At 61.1% G+C, this 21270-nt stretch carries 19 protein-coding genes; 9 read left to right on the plus strand and 10 right to left on the minus strand.

Features of this window, described 5'->3' with window-relative positions:
* Positions 1–283 precede the first annotated feature (283 nt).
* From JWR14_RS12765 to JWR14_RS12795, 7 genes are all read right to left on the minus strand, one after another.
* Positions 284–1867 carry a PepSY-associated TM helix domain-containing protein gene (locus tag JWR14_RS12765; RefSeq protein ID WP_299706852.1) on the minus strand — a complete coding sequence of 528 codons (1584 nt, stop codon included), beginning with the start codon at positions 1865–1867 and terminating at the stop codon, positions 284–286.
* Between the two features lie 4 nt (positions 1868–1871).
* Positions 1872–2180, minus strand: coding sequence for a hypothetical protein (locus JWR14_RS12770; RefSeq protein ID WP_299706855.1), 309 nt, complete (start codon positions 2178–2180; stop codon positions 1872–1874).
* Positions 2177–2449, minus strand: a complete 273-nt coding sequence (locus JWR14_RS12775) for a hypothetical protein (protein ID WP_299706858.1) — start codon at positions 2447–2449, stop codon at positions 2177–2179. The genes JWR14_RS12770 and JWR14_RS12775 overlap by 4 nt, the downstream gene beginning before the upstream one ends.
* A 636-nt stretch (positions 2450–3085) precedes the next feature.
* Complete coding sequence (locus JWR14_RS12780; RefSeq protein ID WP_299706861.1) at positions 3086–3349, minus strand: hypothetical protein; 264 nt, start codon at positions 3347–3349, stop codon at positions 3086–3088.
* 120 nt (positions 3350–3469) lie between these two features.
* Positions 3470–4609, minus strand: coding sequence for an aromatic ring-hydroxylating dioxygenase subunit alpha (locus tag JWR14_RS12785; RefSeq protein WP_299706864.1), 1140 nt, complete (start codon positions 4607–4609; stop codon positions 3470–3472).
* 355 nt (positions 4610–4964) lie between these two features.
* Entirely contained in the window at positions 4965–5600 is a 636-nt protein-coding gene (locus JWR14_RS12790) for a DUF938 domain-containing protein (protein ID WP_299706867.1), read from the minus strand.
* Positions 5597–5821: a hypothetical protein gene (locus tag JWR14_RS12795; protein WP_299706870.1), complete on the minus strand. Its 225-nt coding sequence runs from the start codon at positions 5819–5821 to the stop codon at positions 5597–5599. Before JWR14_RS12795 ends, JWR14_RS12790 begins: the two co-directional genes overlap by 4 nt.
* Positions 5822–6203: 382 nt before the next feature.
* On the opposite strand from JWR14_RS12795, the gene JWR14_RS12800 reads away from it, so the two are divergent.
* The 4 genes from JWR14_RS12800 (at position 6204) to JWR14_RS12815 (ending at position 10094) form a co-directional block, all read left to right on the plus strand.
* The gene (locus tag JWR14_RS12800; RefSeq protein WP_299706873.1) at positions 6204–6770 is read left to right on the plus strand and encodes an ankyrin repeat domain-containing protein; all 567 of its coding nucleotides are present in this window, start codon (positions 6204–6206) and stop codon (positions 6768–6770) included.
* A gap of 154 nt (positions 6771–6924) precedes the next feature.
* Entirely contained in the window at positions 6925–8022 is a 1098-nt protein-coding gene (locus JWR14_RS12805) for a PRC-barrel domain-containing protein (RefSeq protein WP_299706875.1), read from the plus strand.
* A 14-nt stretch (positions 8023–8036) separates the two neighbouring features.
* Positions 8037–9320: an MFS transporter gene (locus JWR14_RS12810; RefSeq protein ID WP_299706879.1), complete on the plus strand. Its 1284-nt coding sequence runs from the start codon at positions 8037–8039 to the stop codon at positions 9318–9320.
* A gap of 30 nt (positions 9321–9350) precedes the next feature.
* On the plus strand, positions 9351–10094 hold the full coding sequence (locus JWR14_RS12815) for an enoyl-CoA hydratase/isomerase family protein (RefSeq protein ID WP_299706882.1): 744 nt from the start codon (positions 9351–9353) through the stop codon (positions 10092–10094).
* Positions 10095–10108: 14 nt separating this feature from the next.
* On the opposite strand, the gene JWR14_RS12820 is transcribed toward JWR14_RS12815, so the two are convergent.
* On the minus strand, positions 10109–11506 hold the full coding sequence (locus JWR14_RS12820) for an FAD-containing oxidoreductase (RefSeq protein WP_299706920.1): 1398 nt from the start codon (positions 11504–11506) through the stop codon (positions 10109–10111).
* 239 nt (positions 11507–11745) lie between these two features.
* Here JWR14_RS12820 and aldA point away from each other — a divergent pair, with 239 nt between their 5' ends.
* The 4 genes from aldA (at position 11746) to JWR14_RS12840 (ending at position 17485) form a co-directional block, all read left to right on the plus strand.
* Positions 11746–13170 (plus strand): aldehyde dehydrogenase, encoded by a 1425-nt coding sequence (aldA, locus tag JWR14_RS12825; protein ID WP_299706923.1) that lies wholly within the window; start codon positions 11746–11748, stop codon positions 13168–13170.
* A gap of 86 nt (positions 13171–13256) precedes the next feature.
* Complete coding sequence (locus JWR14_RS12830; protein WP_299706885.1) at positions 13257–14588, plus strand: MFS transporter; 1332 nt, start codon at positions 13257–13259, stop codon at positions 14586–14588.
* Positions 14585–15802 (plus strand): mandelate racemase/muconate lactonizing enzyme family protein, encoded by a 1218-nt coding sequence (locus JWR14_RS12835; protein ID WP_299706888.1) that lies wholly within the window; start codon positions 14585–14587, stop codon positions 15800–15802. The genes JWR14_RS12830 and JWR14_RS12835 overlap by 4 nt, the downstream gene beginning before the upstream one ends.
* A 15-nt stretch (positions 15803–15817) precedes the next feature.
* Positions 15818–17485 carry a GMC family oxidoreductase N-terminal domain-containing protein gene (locus JWR14_RS12840; RefSeq protein WP_299706891.1) on the plus strand — a complete coding sequence of 556 codons (1668 nt, stop codon included), beginning with the start codon at positions 15818–15820 and terminating at the stop codon, positions 17483–17485.
* On the opposite strand, the gene JWR14_RS12845 is transcribed toward JWR14_RS12840, so the two are convergent.
* Positions 17452–18348, minus strand: a complete 897-nt coding sequence (locus tag JWR14_RS12845) for a LysR substrate-binding domain-containing protein (RefSeq protein WP_299706926.1) — start codon at positions 18346–18348, stop codon at positions 17452–17454. The two genes, JWR14_RS12840 and JWR14_RS12845, sit on opposite strands and share 34 nt — an antisense overlap.
* 355 nt (positions 18349–18703) lie before the next feature.
* Here JWR14_RS12845 and JWR14_RS12850 point away from each other — a divergent pair, with 355 nt between their 5' ends.
* Positions 18704–20005, plus strand: coding sequence for a cation:proton antiporter (locus JWR14_RS12850; RefSeq protein ID WP_299706894.1), 1302 nt, complete (start codon positions 18704–18706; stop codon positions 20003–20005).
* A gap of 104 nt (positions 20006–20109) precedes the next feature.
* Here the strand turns inward: JWR14_RS12850 and JWR14_RS12855 are convergent, their stop codons facing one another.
* Positions 20110–21219: a saccharopine dehydrogenase C-terminal domain-containing protein gene (locus JWR14_RS12855; protein ID WP_299706897.1), complete on the minus strand. Its 1110-nt coding sequence runs from the start codon at positions 21217–21219 to the stop codon at positions 20110–20112.
* Positions 21220–21270 lie beyond the last annotated feature (51 nt).

The following is a 21270-nucleotide window of genomic DNA, read 5'->3' on the forward strand; positions in this document are numbered from 1 at the left end:
GGTTTTACCGCGAACCGGTTTTTGTGGACGTGAGATGGCCGGTCGTAGCGCGGCCGTTCGTTATACGAAGGACTTGTCGGGTGCGATAGAAGTGGGAGATAAAACGCGGGACATCGTGACGTAGCTCGTGGCGTCCCGCGCTGTTTAGCAAGGTGCGTTGCCTTGACGCAGCGCTGGGTTATGCCCCAGTCTGAAAGCGCTTTCGACGCAACCGTCACGATAGAAAATCCGCTTCAAGCGTCAAGTTTCAAGCGCGTAGCCTTGCCGAGCGGCGCCAAACCCGTCATCGGGCGCGAGCGGAATATCCCCATACGCTATCCTGCCGCCCGGTCGCGACTCGCTTCGCGGCTGCCCGCAGCATCCAGGCAAGGCACCCTGCGCCTATCAGCGCACACACATCCACCCCGGCCGCCGCAGGCTCAAACCACATCCCCGTGGAGGGGAACAGCCAGCCGACGGCCGACGCCAGCGGCACCAGCAAAGTCGCGGCCGTTGTCAGCGCCAACAGCTCGACCGATCCGCGCGCTCCGCCTCGTACGAACGCCCACGCAATGCTCGCCAGGAACACCGAGTAATAAATCCGGGCGTGCCACGCCGACAAATCCGCCACACGGCCGTTCAGCAACTTCCCCGCTGCGAGCGTCGCGGAAATGCCCGCCACGCAACCCAGCGTCACGCCAACAGTCAGCGCTGCCATGAAGTAGGTCGCGGGCCGTTGCCTCAGCGGATCGGCCCCCCGTTCGAGCTTCCGGCGGCTCTCGATCCAAAGCAGATTGCCCGAATAAAACAAGAACGCGCCGGCCAGGCCGAGAAAGAAATAACCCCATTGGATCGGCTCGCCACCATAACTGCCGAAGTGCAACGCGAAAAATGCGCTGGTGGCCGCGGACCACGCGTTTCCATCGGTGGCGCCGGGCAGGAATTGAGCGTTCAGAAAGCGCCCGGTCACCGGATCCAGCAGCGCAAATCCTCCGCTGCGCGCCAGATAACGCGGATCGCTGCCACTCACAAATACCGTCGCGCCCGGTGCCCCCGCTCCCCGATAACTCAACTCCGCCGGCTCGAATTCCGGTGCGTGCTGCTTCACAGCGGCCACTATTTGCAGCGGTGAGACAAGCGTCGTTTTGCCATCAGGCACCGCAGGCGCCTTCGCGTAATACGGGTTCTGCGCTTTCACCGTGGCGCTGAGCGTACCGCCATAAATCACGCGATCCTGCACCGCAAAGATATAGTCGCTCAAACCGAACGCGACAACCGATAACGCCATCACCATATGGAACGGCAAGCTCAGAATGCCCACGACGTTGTGCGCATCGAGCCACATCCGCTTGAGGTTCTTGCCCACGCGCAACGCAAACAGATCCTTGATCAGGCTCGGCAGCAGCACGATCACACCGGATACCAGCGCCAGCCCGTAAAGCAGCGACACCACGGCCATCACGCCCATCCCGACATCGAAACCGCCTGGAATGCCGGCCGTCATGTGCAAAACATCAATGAAACTCGCTGCGTTTGACGCGCCGCGTGCATGCGTTTCGAGCTTGCCGCCAGCATCGAGCGTGGCGCTGAAACGCTGCGGCTTACCGCGCTCGCGCCACGAAAGACTGGCCGCGCCGGCAGGTTCGATCTTCAATGTGAACTGGCTCCGCGCGGCCGGATGCGCAGCCAGCGTCTGCTCGATAACGGCCGGCGCCTGAGCCAGCGGAAAAACCTCGGCATGCGCGGCCGGCGGCGTAACCCACTCGTTCAGCGTGTCCTTGAACATCGTCACTGCGCCGGCATAGAACGCGATAAAAAGCGCAAGGCCGGCGACAATGCCCGTCCAGGTGTGAACCGTCTTGTAGACGCGGATGACGTCGCTGCGCATGGGGTTATCGAATGAAAAAGTGGCGGGCGAGTGCGAGCATCGCGAAGCCCGCGAGATTGGCGCCGCCTAGCCAGGCCCACGCGCGCAGACCGCTTCGGAACACGAAACCGACGCTCATCACGCCGATCCATACCGGCGGCACGAGCCACATCGCGACCTGGAATTTGTTTTGTACATCGAGTGGGCCGGGCGTCAGGCAGGCAAGCAGTCCGCTTGCCACAATCGCGAGACCGAACCCACCGATCACCCCTGCCAGCGTCTTGGACAACCAGTCCCGCGATAACGTCTCGCGCTGCCCTGTCTTCAACGTCACCTCGAAGCGCCGCGAAGCCGCGTCCGCTCCAGCAACACGCCAATAAACGGACACGCAGTCAGGCACGCCATGGCCGCCGTGAACACGATGGCAAGCGAGGTGGCGGGATGCAGCCTGCTCGCGCCGACAACAACGCCCAGAATGCTTGATGTTGCCGCAATCGTTCTAAAAAGCCGCGGCGCCAACGGTGCTCGCAGCCAACGCTGGCCGGGCGCGGCGAGGTAAAACGCAAGTGCGCCGGCGATCGCGAACAATACGGATCCCGACATGAACAAATCTGGCATGGAGAGCGTGCAGAGGTGCCGTCTCAATCCACGAAAACGGATTGAAACATGTTATTGAGAATCATTATCATACAGAAGATTTACAATTCGCAGGGATATCGGCGTCCACTGTGAGCGGACGACACCTTGCACGATGGCCACGTAAAAGGGTGACTGGGGCATCCGGAACACCTTCACTCGCGCATGGCCTTTCATATGCAAACGGCCCGCTAAAAGCGGGCCGTGAATGACCAAAACGTGCTGCGGGAAGCGGGAATCTGGAAGCGAAAACGGAGACGGGATACAACCGGGACACAAGCCGGATGAAGATCAAACGGGCGGACGTTGAACGCGCCCGTCTGCAGCTTTTGCATCACTTCCATCACTTCCATTACTGCCGCTTGGACGCCTCCTTCTTCACTTTCTTCGCTTCTTTCTTTTCTTTCGGCGATTTGACAGCGACCTTCTTTTCGGTTTTCTTCGCGTCCTGGCTCTTGCTCATGATGTGCTCCGTGGTTGACCTTGCATTATTGCCCGAGCCGCTGCAGTTTGGGAACATAGGCGACGTAAAAATGCGTCGCCGGGACTCGCTGCAGGACTCGAGGTTGAAACTAAAACAAAGCGAAAACAAAGCGCAAACGCTTAGTCGATCTTCGAACGCAGTTCTTGCGCGCTCACTCTTAACGCCTCATAGCCGGACCGTGCATGCTCCGGCAAATCCGGGTCGCCGATAAGCGTGCCCAGCGTCTCGATCACACTGTAGAGAATGCCCTTGGCCGCGCCTGCAGCCATGACACCCGACGCATAGGAATGATCGACGTGGCTGATCGCGGCATCGAAGTGGTCCTGTTCGGGAGGCGCTTCCGCCGCCGGTTTGACCGGGTTCTCTGTCGAGTTGGGTTCCATGATGGTCGACCTCTTCTGGTTAATACTTCATGACTGCGACGTCTTGATCAAGACGTTGGTACTGCGGCATTTTGTCGTGTGCGCGAGTCAACCGGGATTAAGCCGGAGACTCGCCGGCGATTAATCACTAATCGGCTGAATCATATGCACACGACGCTCCGTCGCGGGTTCTCGAACTGGCGCGCCGCATTCAGTCAGCAGCGAGCGCAATTCGAGGATGACCGGGAAAACCTCATGGTTATGATCGGCGCCCTGCCGGTCATGCGCTTCCTGCTCGCGCTCCACAATCCACCGGTCTTCCTTGAAGATACGCTCGGTGAACCACACCAGCAATGGCCACGCGGCATCGAGAACGCCCGGGATTTTCGGCCGGCGGATGGACAGCAGGCCAAACGTGCGGTTAGTGCGCTGCTCGGCGTCGAGCGGCACGTACGCGATCCACAGATCCATCACCATCGTCTGGTCCTTGGTGCGGATCCTGAGCGTCTGGTACGGATACTCCGTGCGGATCGTCATCACGTCTTTATTGTTCTCGTCGGGCTTCGTGCCGCGTTTCTGGCTGAACACCAGCGCCTCGCCGATCGGCTGCTTGCCCTCCTCGCGCGCGAACGTGTAGTTCACTTCCACCCAGTCCTCGCCGCGGCTGCGCCCGACTGAACGCGCCTTCATCTGGCCCATTTGCTTGCGATGCAGGAACTGATGGTTCATGTCCATCAGGTTCTCGTGCATGAAGCTGTAATGGCATTTCACTTCGCGGCCGAAGCGGCGGGTTTTATACGCTTTATCGCCTACAGAACCGAGCGCGGGAAACGGCGTGGTCTCGGCGAGCAACGGGTCGCCGGGGAAAATGAAAATCAGGCCGGCTTCTTCGCGGCACGGATACGAACGAACGCCGTTCGGCAGGCGTTCGCGCCCGAGATACGGGACGTCGATACAGCGGCCGGTGCAGTCGTAGGTCCAGCCGTGATAGCAGCAACGAATGGATTCGCCGTCGACCACGCCCGCATGCAGCGGCACCTGTCGATGCGCGCAGCGGTCTTCCAGAGCGAACACTTTGTCGCTCTCCGTACGGACGAGCACGACGGGGTCGCCGGCAAACCGAACACCATGCGCCTTACCGCGTTTTACTTCCCGCGACCAGGCGACGGGATACCAGTGATCAGGATGAATATCGACACGACGCAGATCACGCGCCGCCGGTTGAGACTGTTGGGACGGAAGTTCGCTCGGAGCGACGTCCTGTTGCAGCGCTACATGCATGTACGATGCCTCCGCTTGAGGGAATCGGCAAGAAAACAGACGAAAAAAGTGCTTTGAGGAGACAGTGCAACCAAAGGCCTACCGCAGTCTACACGCCAGACGACAATTGAGGCGCGACACGGGGTGGCAGCCGATGCCGGAAGCAGACTGGACGGGCGTGGACAGTCGGTGAAACCGCGTTTTTGCAGCACCGCAGCGCTCGGCCGGACACTATTCTTATGACGATTTTGCGCCCTGCTTACAGTGTCCGCCACTTTCCGTCCAGCCGAGACGAAACCATCAGGGTTCATCCCTGAAAACGCTCTGCGCTGGATTCCCCTGCCTCACTCCCGCCACGCGAGACGCGTCAGACTCGTCAGATGCCGGTGCGCCTGAAAATCAGGCAGAAGTTGTTCGCGGGCATGGACACGGCTTCTTCCATCCACAGGTCTGCCGCGCGCCCGAGATCCACCACGTTTTCCATGTTTCGAACGCCCCAGGCGGGATTGGTGGCGCGAAGCTGGTCGTCGAAGGCTGCGTTGCTCGGGGCGGTATGGGCCCCGCCGCGCTTGTAAGGCCCGTACAAAAAGAGCACGCCGGCGCTTGCCAGGTGCTCGCCGGCACCCTGGAAAAGCGCTTCGGCCGCCTCCCAAGGCGCAATATGGATCATGTTGATACAGACGATTGCCGCAAGGGAATCCGGCACCGGCCACGGGGCCGACCGGACATCCAGGGCAATCGGTGCATTGAGGTTGGCGAGTGAGACGTTCTTGCGCCAGGCGTCGATGGAGGCGCGCGAGGCCGCGTCGGGATCGCTCGGCTGCCACGTGATGGCAGGCAGCGCGGCGGCGAAGTGGACCGCATGTTGCCCCGTACCGCTCGCAATTTCGAGGACCATGCCAGTCTTGGGCAGGACACGGCTCAGGACGTCGAGAATGGGTCCGCGATTACGTTCGGCGGCGGGTGCGACTCGACGAAGCGTGTCAGGGTTGTCGGCGTTATTGGGGTTCACGGTGCATTTCCAGTTGAAGTGCTGGCGAGCGTAAGCGCGCGATAGGCGCAGGTCAAGTGACGCGCCTCGGATAGCTTTTGTGGGCAACCACCAGGAAAAATGCCAATGACGGAAACCTGGATGACCGGCCGATAAACAGCAAAGAAGCGGTGGAAAGAGACCGCAATGAGGAACAAGCAACGCCGCTGCAAAACCGGATAAACCCCGGTCAAATCATTCACTCATCGTCAGCGTCGCTAAAGAACGCAGGCCGATGAACACGCACCCTTTAGAATGACGCTCCGAACGCGTTGTCAGGACGCGCTAAAAGGACGGTAAGCAAGGTTGACCAGACCAAGGCGCGATTCCTGCTATCCCGGTGCGGCCTGCCGCCAAACCTGTGTATCCTGACGCACTGATAGAAACTGCAGAAACCATGAACGACCGCAGGACCGCTGCCCGATACAGCTGAGCGACCCCGCCTGACGTCGAAAGCTGACCGGACGCTGATCGAACGTTACAGGCAGCACCAACCGAACATCGCCCGACCCGGCGCCCGCCCGCTACCCGGCATCGAACAACGGCCGCGCCGCATCCGTCCATGCAATCCTAATGGAGCCTCCCATGCAACCCGATTCACCCGCACGCATTCCCGGTCAAAGCCCGGAACCCTTGAGCGACGAACTCATCGATTTCGCGAGCGAGGTCTTCGACGTAGCCCGCCGCGGCGACGCCGCCATGCTCGACACCTTGTTGCACAAAGGCCTGCCGCCGAACCTGCGCAACGACAAGGGCGACACGCTTGTCATGCTCGCGAGCTACCACGGCCATGCCGACGCGGTGCGCGTGCTGCTCGAACACAAGGCAGACCCGAACCTGCGCAATGACAACGGCCAGACGCCCATCGCGGGCGCGGCGTTCAAGGGTTACAAACCGGTCATCGAGGCTTTGCTGGAACACGGCGCGGACGTGGAAGGGGCATCGCAGGATGGACGCACCGCGTTGATGATCGCCGCCATGTTCAATCGGGTGGAGATGGTCGAGTACCTGATCGAGAAAGGCGCGAACCCCGACGCGAAGGACGCGAACGGTTTCACTGCGCGCGACGCCGCCGCGAAGATGGGCGCCCCCGACACCGCCGCGCGGCTCGCGCAGGCAGCCGAGGCGAAGTCGCGTCCGCCGGGCGTTTGAGCGTAGCCGGACATATGAGGCGAAACGCGACGAACCAGGTGCAAGTGCCCGGTTCACCCGTATCGAACCTCACCCCTAACCCACGCGCCGTCGATACCCCGTGCGACGGCGCACGAATTTCGTGAAGGCAGTCCTGCAAGATGGAGCTCTTGTGATGAGTGGCGGTTTCCCGCTTCGAGCGTACGAATGGCACTGGCGAACAGTGGCCCGAACGCTTGCGATCCTCCTCGTCCTGGCGGTCATGTCGGGATGCAGCCTGTTCCCGCATCAGGCGCCAGCGCCGATTGTCGACTTGTCGACGCCGCAACCGCCCGCTGAGCCGGAAGTCGCGGAGCCGGAAGAGCCGGCATCGACGCCGGTTGCCACCCAGCCGCCCGTCGAACCGAAAGCCCCGCGCCCCGCGCCCAAACGACGTGTGATCGTGCCGAAAAAACCGCCGCCGCCCCCGCCGCCGCCCGTCGAGGAAAAAGCGCCGCCTACACCGCCGCCGCTGCTCACCACGCGCATCATGCAACACGAGCAAATCCGCGGTTTGCTCGACAGCGAGATCCAGCGCCCGGACGGCAAGGTGATCGGCCGCGCGGTGGACATGTACGCCGATGCCGCCGGCAAACCGAAGATCATGATCGTGAACCTGGCGGGCTTCCTGGGTGTGGGGGACCGCAAGGTGACCTTCCCGTGGACCGCGTTCCGGTTCAACCCGGCCACGAAAAAAGCGCCCATCACGTTCGCGATACCGATTCCGACGCCTGGCAGCAATCCAGCGTCGAACGCGGCGAAAGCAAAGGCCCAGGAAGCATCGGCGAGACCCGGTTCGGTCAATGACGTTCCGGCGACGCTCGCTCAGCTCATCGACTCCAATGTGTCGCAGAAAAACGGCGCGCGGATGGGCCGCGTAGTCGACGTGCTGGTCGATGCCCAGGCGCAGCCTCAGGCACTCGTGATCGATCTCTCCGATTCCCTCGCCGCCGACAAGCGGCAAGTCGCGGCGAACTGGCCCGACCTCCACGTGGTCTCGCGCAACAAGGTAATGCAATTGCAACTGGATTTCACCGACGCACAGATCAAAGCCGCTCCAACTTACTCGCCCGATCAGCCGATCAAGATCATTTCGCCCGTCGTCCCGCCACCGGAACCAGCCGAGTCGCCGGAGCCCGCTTCGGCTGCGGCTCCGGTTGCAGCTGCGGCCTCCGGTCCGGCGTCAGGTGCGAAAGCCGGTGCGGCAGCCGTTGCGCGCCCCTCGAAACAATGAGGACGATCTGAGCTATGGGAATTGCACGAAGTCTGCGCGCGCTCGATTGGCTGAACTTCTTTGTCGCGAATGTGCAGACCGGCTTTGGGCCGTTCATCGCCTCCTATCTCGCCGCGAACAAATGGACGCAAGGCGAGATCGGGCTGATGCTGAGCGTCGGCACGATCAGCGCAATGGCGAGCCAGTTGCCAGCCGGCGCGCTTGTCGATGCGTTGCGCAACAAGAAAGGCGCCGCGGCCGCCGCCATCATCGCGATCATCGTGAGCGCGTTGCTGCTAGGCGCGAGCCCTACGTTCACCGTCGTGTTCGCGGCCGAAGTGCTGCACGGCTTCGCGAGCTGCATGCTTGTGCCGGCAATGGCCGCGATCTCTCTCGCCCTCGTCTCGCGCGCCGATCTCGGCAACCGGCTTGGGCGCAATGCACGCTGGGCATCTATCGGCAGCGCGCTCACGGCGGCAGCGATGGGTTTGTTCGGCGAGTATCTGTCGCTGCGATCGGTGTTCTTTTTGACGGCGGCGCTGGCGGTGCCTGCGCTTATCGCGTTGAACATGATTCATCACGAAATGGCGCCGGTTGTGCCGCGCATGAAAAAAGCCGCGGCGAAAGCGGGCGCGAGCATCGCTGGGGCGGTAAGCGCGATCGGGGCTGACCGGCCCGAAAGTCTGCGCGATCTGCTGCGCGATCCGAGGCTCCTGACCTTCGCGGCGTGCGTGGTGCTGTTCCACTTGTCGAATGCGGCCATGCTGAACCTCGCCGCCGGCGAAGTCACGGCGCACATGGGCGACAACGTCCAGCTCGTGATCGCGGCGTGCATTATCGTGCCCCAGTTCATCGTGGCAGGGTTGTCGCCGTGGGTCGGGCGGCAGGCGCAAAGCTGGGGGCGCAGGCCGGTGCTGATCATCGGCTTCTCGGCGCTGCCGTTACGTGCGCTGCTGTTCGCAGCCGCGAGCAGCGCGAGCAGCCCTTACCTGCTGGTGCCGGTGCAGATGCTCGACGGTATCAGCGCTGCCGTGTTCGGCGTGATGCTGCCGCTGATTGCAGCCGACGTGGCCGGAGGCAAGGGCCGATACAACTTGTGTATTGGATTCTTCGGGCTGGCGGCGGGCGTTGGTGCAACACTGAGCACAGCGATTGCCGGGTTCGTGGCAGACAAGTTCGGCGTAAACACCAGCTTCTTTGGACTTGCCGCAGCCGGTGCGCTGGCCGTGGCGCTGGTATGGCTGGCGATGCCGGAAACCCGCGATGCCGCCGCCAACGACGAAGCCGCAAAGGGCAAGGAAGCTACCCCGGCGGCCTGAGTGAGTCGCGGTAGATCGAGCGAAAGAAACATGACCAATACCAGCACGGCTCCAGGTTTTTCCTGTTCGCGGCACGAGGGCGTTGTCACTATCCAGCTCACGCGCGTGGAGCACCATAATCGTATCGATCCCGCTGATCTGGCCGGGCTCAGGGAAACGATTGCATCGGCGGCGAACGATGAAACAGCCATAGCGCTGGTCATCACAGGAACCGGCACGACCACGTTCAGCTCGGGCTATACGTTGTCCGAATTGGCCGCGGGTAATATCGACGATTCGTTCGAAAGCTTCCTGAACGAGCTCGAAGCGTGCCCCCTGCCTACTGTCTGCGCGCTCAACGGCAGCGTCTATGGCGGGGCAACGGATCTTGCACTGTGCTGCGATGTGCGCATAGGCGTAGAGGGCACGCGCATGTTCATGCCGGCTGCGCGAATTGGTTTGCACTATTACCCCGACGGCATGCGTCGATACGTTCGTGAGTTGGGGCTCGCTCAGGCGAAACGGCTCTTTCTTACGGGCATGACGTTAGATGCGCCTGAGATGCTGCGCATCGGCTTCCTGACCGAGCTTGTGCAACCCGCGCAACTGAGTTTGCGCACGGCGGAATACATCGATGCGCTTCGTGCTTGCGTACCGACTACCGTGCGTTCAATGAAGCGTCAACTGACTGCCATCGCCAACAACGATTCCACGCTCAGCGCCGACAGAAGCGCTTATGAGCATTCACTTCAGAGTCCGGTCATCGCTGAACGCATCAAGCAACGCCGGGCGTGAATCATTTCAATGGCTCATTTCAGCGGCTCAAGCATGCCGAGCAACGTAGGAATCAACTCGCTGACGGTCGGATGAATATGCATCGCGCGTTGCAGCGTGGTGTACGGCGCATCGGCATTCATGATGTCGATGAACGTATGGATGGCTTCATCGGCCTCAATACCCAGCATGGCCGCGCCGAGGATCTTCTTCGTTTCGGCATCGACCAGCACCTTCATGAAGCCATCCGTCTCGCCGCGTTCGCGAGCCCGGCCAACGCGTGACATCGGCATGGTGGCGATCAATGCGGGCCGGCCGTCCTTGCGTACTTCCGTCTCGCTCATGCCCACGCGCGCGAATGGCGGATCGACAAAAACGGCATAGCACATGATGCGCGAATCAACGCTGCGCCTCTCGCCATCCACCACGTTCGACGCAATGATTTCATAATCGTTGTACGACGTATGCGTGAATGCGCCGCGACCGTTGACGTCACCGAGCGCCCACACGCCCTCTGTCCGGGTGCGAAGCTGCCCGTCCACATCGATCAGACCGTGCTTGTTCAACACGATGCCCGCCTGCTCCAGCCCGAGGTCATCCGTGTTCGGCGTGCGTCCGGTTGCAAACAGCAAATGCGACGCTTCGATGCTTTTCTGATCCTGCATCGGGCCCTTCAGCGTGATCCGAATCCCCTTGCCTGCCGGTTCAAGCTTCGACGCTTCAGTGTTGAACAAAAATTCCACGCCTTCCCGCAACATGACCTTCTGGATCTGAACAGCGAAGTCCTTGTCCTCACGCGCCAGCACGCAGTCGCCCCTGACGAGCACGGTCACGCGGCTGCCGAAACGCCGGAACATCTGAGCGAATTCCAGCGCGATGTAACTTCCGCCGACAATCGCCAGATGCTCCGGCAACTCGGTCAATTCGAGGATGGTGGAATTCGTAAGATGTGAAACGCTGGCCAGCCCTTCGATTTCCGGCACGGTTGCACGCGTGCCGGTATTGATGAAGATAGCGTCCGCGTCGAGTTCTTGCTGCTCGCCGCCGGTTTTCGTCACGCTGATTGAATGCGCGCCTGTGAAACGGCCGTGGCCGTTGAAGACCACCACGTTCGGCGTGCTACGCAACCACTTCTCCACGCCGTCGCGTGACTCCGCAATCACACCATCCTTGCGCGCCTTGACACGCCCCAGGTCGACCCGCACCTCGCCTTCCACGATCACGCCGTAGTCCCCGGCATGACGCGCGACGTGCGCCGCACGCGCGCTCGCCACGTAGGTCTTGGTCGGCGTGCAGCCCACATTCACGCAAGTGCCGCCGAACAAATGCCGTTCGATCACGGCGGTCCGCCGGCCGCTCTCGGCCAGCTTGACGGCGAGTGGGCCACCGCCTTGTCCGGTGCCGATCACGATAGCGTCGAAGTGCTGTGACATCTGCTGTGACATGCGAACCTCCCAATGAATAATCCGGCCAGATCAATGGACGAATGCCGCGTTTTCGAATGGTAGCTCGCCATAGGCGATCGCGCTGCATGAATGCCCCCGCCTTTCAGTGCGTTTTCCGCATGGGCGGGTCGAGTTTTAATCGCTTGTGGCCGAGTGTCACGCCCGATAAAACTACCGCCACTCACGTCGCGGATCACCGCGGCGCTTCACCTTTCCTGGCAATCACGATGCGCACCTACCGTAATTTCATTGATGGCCGTTTCGTCGAGTCGCAATCCGATTCTTTCTCCGATGTCAACAATCCCGCCACCTCGGGCATTATCGCGCGCGTCACGCTCGCTTCGCACGACGACGCGCTGAGCGCGGTCGAAGCCGCGTCGCGTGCGCAGAAGAAGTGGCGCGCATTGACGGCGATTGAACGCGGAGAACATCTGCGCCGTTTCGCCGACGCCATCGTTGAGCGCGCCCCGCAAATTGGCGCGGCGCTCGCGCTGGAGTCGGGCAAGAGCGTGGCCGATTCGGAGAACGAAGCCCGCTACGCCGCCGACATCACGCGATATCACGCGGAATGGGCGCGCCGGATTGAAGGCGAAGTCATTCCCAGCGATACCCCGAACGAGAACCTTATTCTGCATCGCGAACCGATCGGCGTGGTGGCCTGCCTGATCCCGTTCAACTACCCCGTGTATACCCTGCTGCGCAAGATCGCGCCCGCCCTGATCACCGGCAATACGGTCGTCGTACGGCCGAGCAATAACACGCCGGCGTCGGCATTCGAGATCGCCGAAGCTGCGCGTCAAGCGGGCCTGCCCGCGGGCGTCTTCAACGTGCTCGCGATGGACCACGCTACCGCCGGCGTCGTCTGCACGCATCCCGCAGTCGGCATGATTGCGCTAACCGGCAGCGTGGGCGCCGGGCGCATCGTGCTCGATTATTGCAAGGCGAATATCGCCAAGCCTTCGCTGGAACTCGGCGGCAAGGCGCCGGCGATCATCGAGCCGGATGCCGATCTTGAAGCGGCAGCGAGCGCTATCGTGGCATCGAAGACGACACATTGCGGGCAGTTGTGTACGGCAATGGAGCGCGTCTATGTGCATGCCAGCGTGCATGATCAATTCGTCGAATTGCTGCGCACGAAGATGCAGTCGGTCAGCTTCGGCGATCGCTCGCAAGATGCATCGAAGATGGGGCCGCTCGTCAGCCGCTCGGCGCAGCGCAACATTCACGCGATGGTCGAGCGCGCCGTCGCCGAAGGCGCGACGATCGCCACCGGCGGCGTGTTACCCGAAGGCCCCGGCTATTTCTATCCGGCAACGCTGCTGGTCAACTGCCGCCACGACATGGAGATTGTCCGCGAAGAAATTTTCGGACCGGTGCTGCCGGTGATTTCGTACGACACGCTCGACGACGCCCTCGCGATGGCGAACGACCATCAGTACGGCTTGTCTTCGGTTCTGTACACCGAGAACTATCGCACGGCTATGCGCGTGGCCAACGAGATTGAAGCCGGCGAACTGTACGTGAACCGCACACCCGCCGATCCATACCAAGGCTTTCACGCCGGGTGGAAACGCTCGGGCCTCGGCGGCGATGACGGCAAGCACGGCATGCTCGAATTCACGCAGACGCGTCTCGTCATCATGAAGTACTGAGCCTCATTGAACCACTAATCGATCAACACTTACCCGAACATTTATAAAAGCGGCGTTCGTTTTCGAACCGCCGAAGGAGACTTATTGTGGAAAAAACCTTGACCGGCATCACACCGCCAATAGCCGATACAACACGTGCGCAGCGATACATACAGCTCATGCTGCTAGTGGTTGCGGCGGGTGCAATCTATCCGCTGCTGTATTTGCGTCAGGTCTACCAGACGCCAATGCTCGAGTTTTTTCACATCGACAATAGCCAGCTTGGTTATTTGTATTCGATACTCGGCACCGTTTTCCTGATCAGCTATTTGCCGAGCGGCTGGCTTGCCGACCGCATCGCGCCGCGCTTCCTGATCTGCTTTTCGTTGATCGCGACAGGCGGACTCGGGCTGGTTTATTCGACCGCACCCAGTTTCCCTGTTTTGCTCGCCGTGTTCTGCTGCTGGGGACTGACCACGGGCCTGACCTTCTGGGCTTCCATCCTGAAGCGCGTGAAGACCATTGCCGCGCACGACGAACAAGGCCGCTTCTTCGGCTTGCTCGACGGTGGACGCGGCTTGATCGAGGCGTTGCTTGCGACTGTTGCGCTGGTGATCTTCGCGACCGCCACCGAGAAGCACGGCCTGCCGATCAACGTAGGCTTCAAATATGTCGTCTACCTGTATTCGGCCGTCTGTATCGCGCTGGGATTGTTGATGGTGCTGGTCAAGGAACCACCCGCAACAGCGCAAGAGCAACAGCAAGCGGCAGACAATCTCACGCAACGCCATTCGCTGTGGCGCGATCTCCTCACGCTGATGCGCATTCCACAACTCTGGCTGATGGCAGCCATTGTGTTCTGCGGTTATCAGATCTTCTGGGCTACTTACAGCTTCTCCGCTTACCTGCAAGTCGGCGACCTGAAGATGACCGTGGTCATGGCCGGTACACTCACCACGCTCAAGCTGTGGATGCGCCCGATTGGCGGTATTGGCGGCGGGTATCTGGGCGATCGTTTCTCCACACTTGGCGTGTTGACCAGCGCGCTGTTTCTCGCGGCGCTCGGCCTGGTTTCGCTGATCGTGCTGCCTACGCTCGGTCATATCGATCCGCGTGCTGGCGTTGTGATGATCGCTATCGTGGTGCTGGTGATCGGCATCCTCACCTATGCCATTCGTGGACTCTACTGGTCGCTGCTCGACCAATGCGGCATTCCGCTTCGTATAACGGGCTTGGCGATTGGCCTCGTTTCGCTGATCGGTTATTCACCCGACGTGTTCCTGCCGCTCGTGAATGGCTGGACTACTGAGCATTTCCCCGGCCTTCTCGGCTACCAGTTTTACTTCTCTTACATCGCTGCGATCAGCGTGATTGGCGGTATCGCCGCACTCGCACTCAAGCGCATGCGTACGACCGTTGCAAAGGACGCCCTCCAATGAAAATCGTCTCTCTCGAAACGCATTTCGTAGCCGTGCCGCCGCCACACCTGGGCGGCATGTACTGGATCTTCGTGAAGCTGAAAACCGCTTGCGGGATTGAAGGCGTGGGCGAAATTTATTCCGCGACGTTCCATCCGAAAGCGATGGCGCACATTATCGACGACGTGTTCGGACGTTATCTGCAAGACCACGATCCGCACCACGTGGAGCGTTTTTTCCGCGAAGCGTATTCGAGCGGCTTCACGCAACGCCCCGACCTCACGATGATGGGCGTTGTCAGCGGCCTGGAAATGGCGTGCTGGGACATTATTGGCAAGGCAGCGGACAAGCCGGTGTATGAGTTGCTCGGCGGTTTGGTTAACGAACGGCTGCGTTCTTACACGTATCTCTACCCGAAGAACGCCGCGGGCGAATACGACTACGACGATGTCGATCTCGCGGCTGAATGTGCCGTTCGCAACGCGGACCTTGGCTTCACCGCGGTCAAGTTCGATCCCGCCGGTCCGTATACCGCGTACTCGGGCCATCAGATTTCGCTCGATGTACTGGAACGCTGCGAGACCTTCTGCAAGCGCATCCGTGAAGCTGTTGGCAACCGATGCGACCTGCTGTTCGGAACGCACGGGCAGATGGTCCCCTCGTCCGCTATCCGCCTAGCGCAACGCCTCGAAAAGTACGACCCGCTGTGGTTCGAAGAGCCCGTCCCGCCCGGTCAGGAAGACGCCATGGCGCAGGTCTCGCGTCATACCAGCATCCCCATCGCGGCCGGTGAACGCCTCACGACCAAGTATGAATTTTTCAAGCTACTACAAGCGGGCGCGGCATCCATTTTGCAATTGAATGTCGCGCGTTGCGGCGGCTTGCTCGAAGGCAAGAAGATCGCGGCCCTCGCCGAGGTTTATTACGCACAGATCGCCCCGCATTTGTACAACGGACCTATCGGCGCGGCGGCCAGCATCCAGCTCGCCGCCTGCACACCCAACTTCCTGATCCAGGAAAGCATTGGTACGTGGGACGGCTTTCATGCCGAGATTCTCAAGACGCCGATTCAATGGGAAGACGGTTATATCGTGCCGTCCAGGGCGCCGGGACTGGGCGTGGAATTGAACATGGATGTAGTACGCGCCCATTCTCCTTACACCGGCGAACGTCTGCATCTGCAGATGGCGTCCAAGCCTGCCGATGTCCGGGATTCCTCTCCGGCCAAAGGCTGAGGCTGAGTACATAACATGACTTACGACTACATCATCGTTGGCGCGGGATCGGCCGGCTGCATTCTTGCCGAGCGGCTGTCGGCTTCGGGACAATACTCCGTGCTCGTGCTCGAAGCGGGTGGCAAGGCCGACTCATTCTGGTTCAAGATTCCGGTGGGGTTTGCCAAGACCTACTACGATCCGGGCTGCAACTGGATGTATTACACCGAGCCGGAAGCAAAGTTGGCGGACCGGAAAATCTATGCACCGCGCGGCAAGGTGCAAGGTGGCTCCGGCTCCATCAACGCGATGATCTACGTGCGTGGCGCGCCCCGCGATTTCGACGATTGGGCGGCTGCCGGCAACGCGGGCTGGTCGTATAAGGACGTGCTGCCGTATTTCCGCAAGCTGGAAACCCATGAGGCCGGGAACACCGCAGTGCATGGCGCGAGCGGCCCGATCCACGTGACGTCGATGAAACGCGGCATTCACGCGATCACACGTCACTTCCTCGATGCCTGCGACGAAATGGGCATTCCGCGCAACGACGACTTCAACGGCGCGAAGATTGAAGGCGTTGGCGTCTACGATGTGAACACGCACAAAGGGCAACGTGCGTCGAGCAATGTGGCGTATCTGGAACCGGCGCTGAAGCGCTCGAATGTGCATATGGAACATCACGCGCTGACTTCGCGCGTGCTGTTCGATGGACTGCGTGCGACAGGGGTCGAGGTATCGCAGAACGGTGTCAAGCGGACTTTCCACGCCACACGCGAAGTGCTCTTGTGCGCGGGTGCAGTCGATACGCCCAAGCTGCTGCAACTCTCCGGCATTGGACCGAAGGAACTGCTCGCACGCCACGGAATTCCTCTCGTGCATGCGCTGCCGGCCGTCGGCCAGAACCTGCAGGATCACCTTTGCGCGAGCTACTACTATCGCGCGAACATGCCTACGCTGAACGGCGATTTTGGTTCGCTGCTGGGCAAGCTGAAGCTCGGCCTGCAGTATCTGCTGACGCGCAAGGGACCGCTTGCGATGAGCGTGAATCAGGCCGGTGGATTTTTCAGCACGGACCCGGCCAGCCCGCTCGCGAACCTGCAGCTTTACTTCAATCCGTTGTCGTACCGGATTCCGAAATCGAATCGCTCGCAGCTCACGCCTGAGCCGTATCCGGGCTTCCTGCTTGCGTTCAATCCGTGCCGTCCGACAAGCCGCGGATCGATCGAGATCGCGTCACCGAACGCGAACGACGCCGCGTTGATTCACGCCAACTATCTGACGACGCAAAAGGACATAGATGAAGTGATCCAGGGCAGCCGTCTGATCCGTTCGATCATGCAGGCCCCGGCGTTGCGCGCGGTGACTGTGGAAGAAACGCTGCCGGGCGCGTCGGTCGTACCCGATGGCGACGAAGCCGCCATGCTGCAGTATTTCCGCGAGAACAGCGGCTCGATCTATCACCTGTGCGGATCGTGCGCGATGGGCCCGGACTCGCAGACCGCCGTAGTCGATGACCGCCTGCGCGTGCATGGCATCGAAGCGTTGCGTATTGTCGATGCGTCGATCTTTCCGAACGTCACGTCCGGCAACATCAATGCGCCCGTGATGATGGTGGCGGAGAAAGGCGCACAAATGATTCTCGACGATGCCACCGCGCCCACCACCTTCGTTCAACGCGAAGCGCTGGCCGCCGCTTCGGTCTGAAGCCACTGCTGGAAGAGTCGATGCGTCCCGCTTGCACGTTGCTCGGGGCGCAGCACGAACCAGTACGATTGCCGCCCTTCTATCTCCACATCCAGCACCTGCCGCAATTGCCCGGACGCCAGTTCGGCCGCGATCATGTGACGATCGGCAATGGTGATGCCCATGCCGTCAATGGCAGCTTGTATCGACAAATCGAGCAGGTCGAATTCGTGACCGTTGTCCGTGTCCACCCCTTCAATACGCGCGGCGCCCAGCCAGTGCTGCCAGGTCAGATACCGCTGATCTTCGCCCGATAAAACATGCAGCAAGGTGAAGCGGTTCAGCTCCACCGGCGTATCCGCGCCCGCGCGATCCAGCAACGCAGGCGACGCCACCGCGATATGCCGCTCGTGCATCAGCAAGGTACTTTCAAGGTTGCTCCATTCGCCATCGCCGAAACGCACCGCGCAATCCAGCCGGTTCGAATCCGCGATGCCATCGTCCACGCGCGTGGTGATGCTCAGGTCGAGTTGCGGAAATGCTTCACGCAGGCGCCCGAGACGCGGCACCAGCCAGCGCGCGGCGAAGGTCGGCGGGACGTTGATACGCAGGCGGTTGACATCGTTTTTCTGGCTGATCGCGCGAACTGTCAGTTCAATCTTGTCGAACGACTGTTGCAACGCACGCAGCAACACGCGACCGCTCGGCGTGAGGACGAGATGCTGATGACGGCGGGAAAACAGCGTCTCACCGAGCTGCTCCTCGAGTTGCCGGACCTGCCGGCTGACCGCGCTTTGCGTGACGTTCAGCAGCTCGGCGGCGCGGGTGAAACTGCCGGTGGTACCGGCCGCCTCGAAGGCTTTGAGCGCATTCAGCGCGGGCATTTTGCGTTTCACGATGATCTGAACGGTTCGTTGGCTCGCGACGTGCGGCGGGCGGCGAGCGGGTGCGCGCGATTTTACCCAGCCGGCCGCCTGCGTCGATGTCCAACGATGGTTTTATCATCAGGGCGACGCTCTGCAGGCGCATCATTGTGCCCGAGCCCAGGGCGTTGCGCGGCGTGCCGATGCACGAACAAAGCTCAATGCGTTTCACGCGGCGAAACTCATCCGCCTGGTACGTATTGCATGCGGCACATCCCCCGGCGCGCCCTCTACCAGGCGCTTCGAACCGCTTAGCCGGTGCGGGTGGCACGCCCCTTGCTCCTACTCGCGTACGCTGCATTCAACTCAGGCTCTCATGACCGAAACGATATGGTTTCTCGTCGTTGGCGGTGTTCTCATTTTCATGGGGCTTGCCAGTTCGACGTTCAAACAACTGCCGATCAGCAGCGCCATGGTGTACCTCGCCATCGGTTTCGGGCTGGGTCCGTTTGGCATAGGCCTGCTTAAGATCGATCTGCTGGGCGAAGCCACCCTGCTGCGCCGGATTACCGAAGTCGCCATGCTCGTTTCGCTGTTCGCGATCGGGTTGCGCCTGCGCGTGCCGCCCACCGACCGCATCTGGCTCCTGCCAGTGCGCCTTGGTTTGGTCGCGATGGTGGCGACGGTCGCCATCATGACGCTGGCAGGCGTCTATCTGCTGCACATGAACTGGGGACCCGCGCTGCTCATTGCCGCGATGCTCGCCCCCACCGACCCCGTGCTCGCCCATGACGTGCAAGTGCAAGCTCCCGGCGATATCGACCTCCTGCGCTTTTCGCTCACCGGCGAAGGGGGCTTGAACGATGGTATTGCCCTGCCGTTTGCGTTGCTGGGCATTGCGGTATGCAACTTCGAGGCGTCGCCGCAGCAGGCGCTGAGCTGGCATTTCGCCGGCGATGCCCTCTGGGGGGTCGCCGGTGCATTGGCCGTAGGGTGGCTGCTTGGAGATCTCGCGGTGCGGCTGATTGCGTGGCTACGCAGCCGCCATGGCCTGGCGCTCGGACCTGAGGGCTTTTATGCGCTGGGTTTGATCGCGCTCGCGTATGGCGTAGCCGAATTGATCCACACCTATGCGTTCCTCGCCGTATTCGCGGCGGGCCTCGCGATGCGGCGTGTCGAACAGAAGGCTAGCGGCGACAAGTCGGCGCACGAAGCGCTTGGCGTCATCGATGCCGAGGATGTTGGCGCTACCGCCTCCGATCCTGATCGTGCACATGCGTTTGTCGCGGAACGGGTGCTCGGCTTCACGATAGAACTCGAGCGGATCGCAGAAGTCGCGGTCATGCTGATGGTGGGCAGCGTGCTTGCCAATGTGTGGGATCGGTTGTTTACGTGGCAAGGCGCTGCAGTGGTCGGCCTGTTGTTTTTCGTGGCGCGGCCGGTGTCGGTGCAGGCTTCGTTGCTGGGGTCATCGGCGACGCGATCGCAGCGCTTGCTCACCAGCTGGTTCGGGATTCGCGGCGTTGGGTCGTTTTATTACCTGCTGTACGCACTGGAGCATGCGCCTCACAGTGTTGCTGAACCGCTTGCTCCGCTGGTGCTTGGAGTGATTGCGGCGTCGGTAATCCTGCATGGCATTACGTCGACGCCACTGATGAATCAATACGGAAGGAGTTGATCCGCCGGCCCGCTGGGTTCGATCAGGCCAACGAAATCGTCAATCGCTCGCTCCGCCCCGCGCTCAAAACCAGCCGACCGCGGGGCGTCGTTGCGAGCGAAGCCTCAGGCGGCCTGGAGTTGCCGGACAACGCCCAGCGTGCTCGCACCTTCGTACAACTGTCCGAACCGGTTCGCCAGGAACGCTTCGAGCGGCACCTGCTCCTGACGGATAAAGCCGCTCTGCGGCAACACGCCTTCACGGAACAGATCGAGTTCCGCACAGATCGCGCCGGCAGTCGTGATTTGAATGGCGCTCATTGCCACACCGCAAACGTTCTTCGCGAAGATCTTGCGCATAAATACATCCTGCACAAGACGGCCATCGCGCATCCCGGTCGCTGTGACGAACACCAGTACCACGTCCTGCGCCGTAGCCGGAATGGCACGCCGGAACATCGCCTTCAATCCGTCACGGTCACTCGACATGCGCAAGTCGTCGAGCAGGAACTTCATCAGCTCGCGATGCCCGGGATAACGCACCGACTTGTAATCCAGCGTTTCCACCTTGCCGGCCAGCGTTTCGCATAGCGTACCCAGACCGCCCGATGTATTGAACGCTTCGTACTCGGTGCCATCGAGCGAAAAATGTTCCAGCCCTTCCAGCGGCTGCACCCATTGCGTGCTGCCGTCGCGGATAGCCTCGCACGGTTGACAATACTCGTTGATCAGGCCATCGATGCTCCAGGTCAGGTTGTATTTCAACGCGTTGGTCGGAAACTCAGGCAACGCCCCAACCCGCATCTTGACCTCGCGCACCTCGGCAAAGCGCTTCGCCAGGTCGTGCGCCACGATACCGATGAACCCCGGCGCCAAGCCGCATTGCGGCATGAAGGCGTGGCTGGAATGGTTGGCAATCTCGCGGATCGCGTGCGTTGCCCGGACGTCTTCGGTCAGGTCGAAGTAATGCACGCCGGCCGCTTTCGCCGCCGTGGCAACGGTCACAGCCAGGTAATACGGCATTGCGTTAAGAAGTGCGTCGAAGCCTTGCAGTGCAAGACGCAGTGCGTTTGCATCGGCGGAATCGACGCGGCGGGTAGGAATACCCTGCGTTTCAAGCAGGTCGAGTGCGTGAGCATCACGGTCGAAAACGACGACCTCGTAGTCGCCGGTTTCACGCAGCAATTGAGCAATGCTCTGGCCAATCAGGCCGGCGCCGATGAGGGCTATTTTCATGTTTATCTCCTTGATGGGCGGTCGAGAGGCAAATCTCCGACCCCCAGTTTA

It is taken from the genome of Caballeronia sp. (genome assembly GCF_028292365.1).
Taxonomy (GTDB): Bacteria; Pseudomonadota; Gammaproteobacteria; order Burkholderiales; family Burkholderiaceae; genus Caballeronia.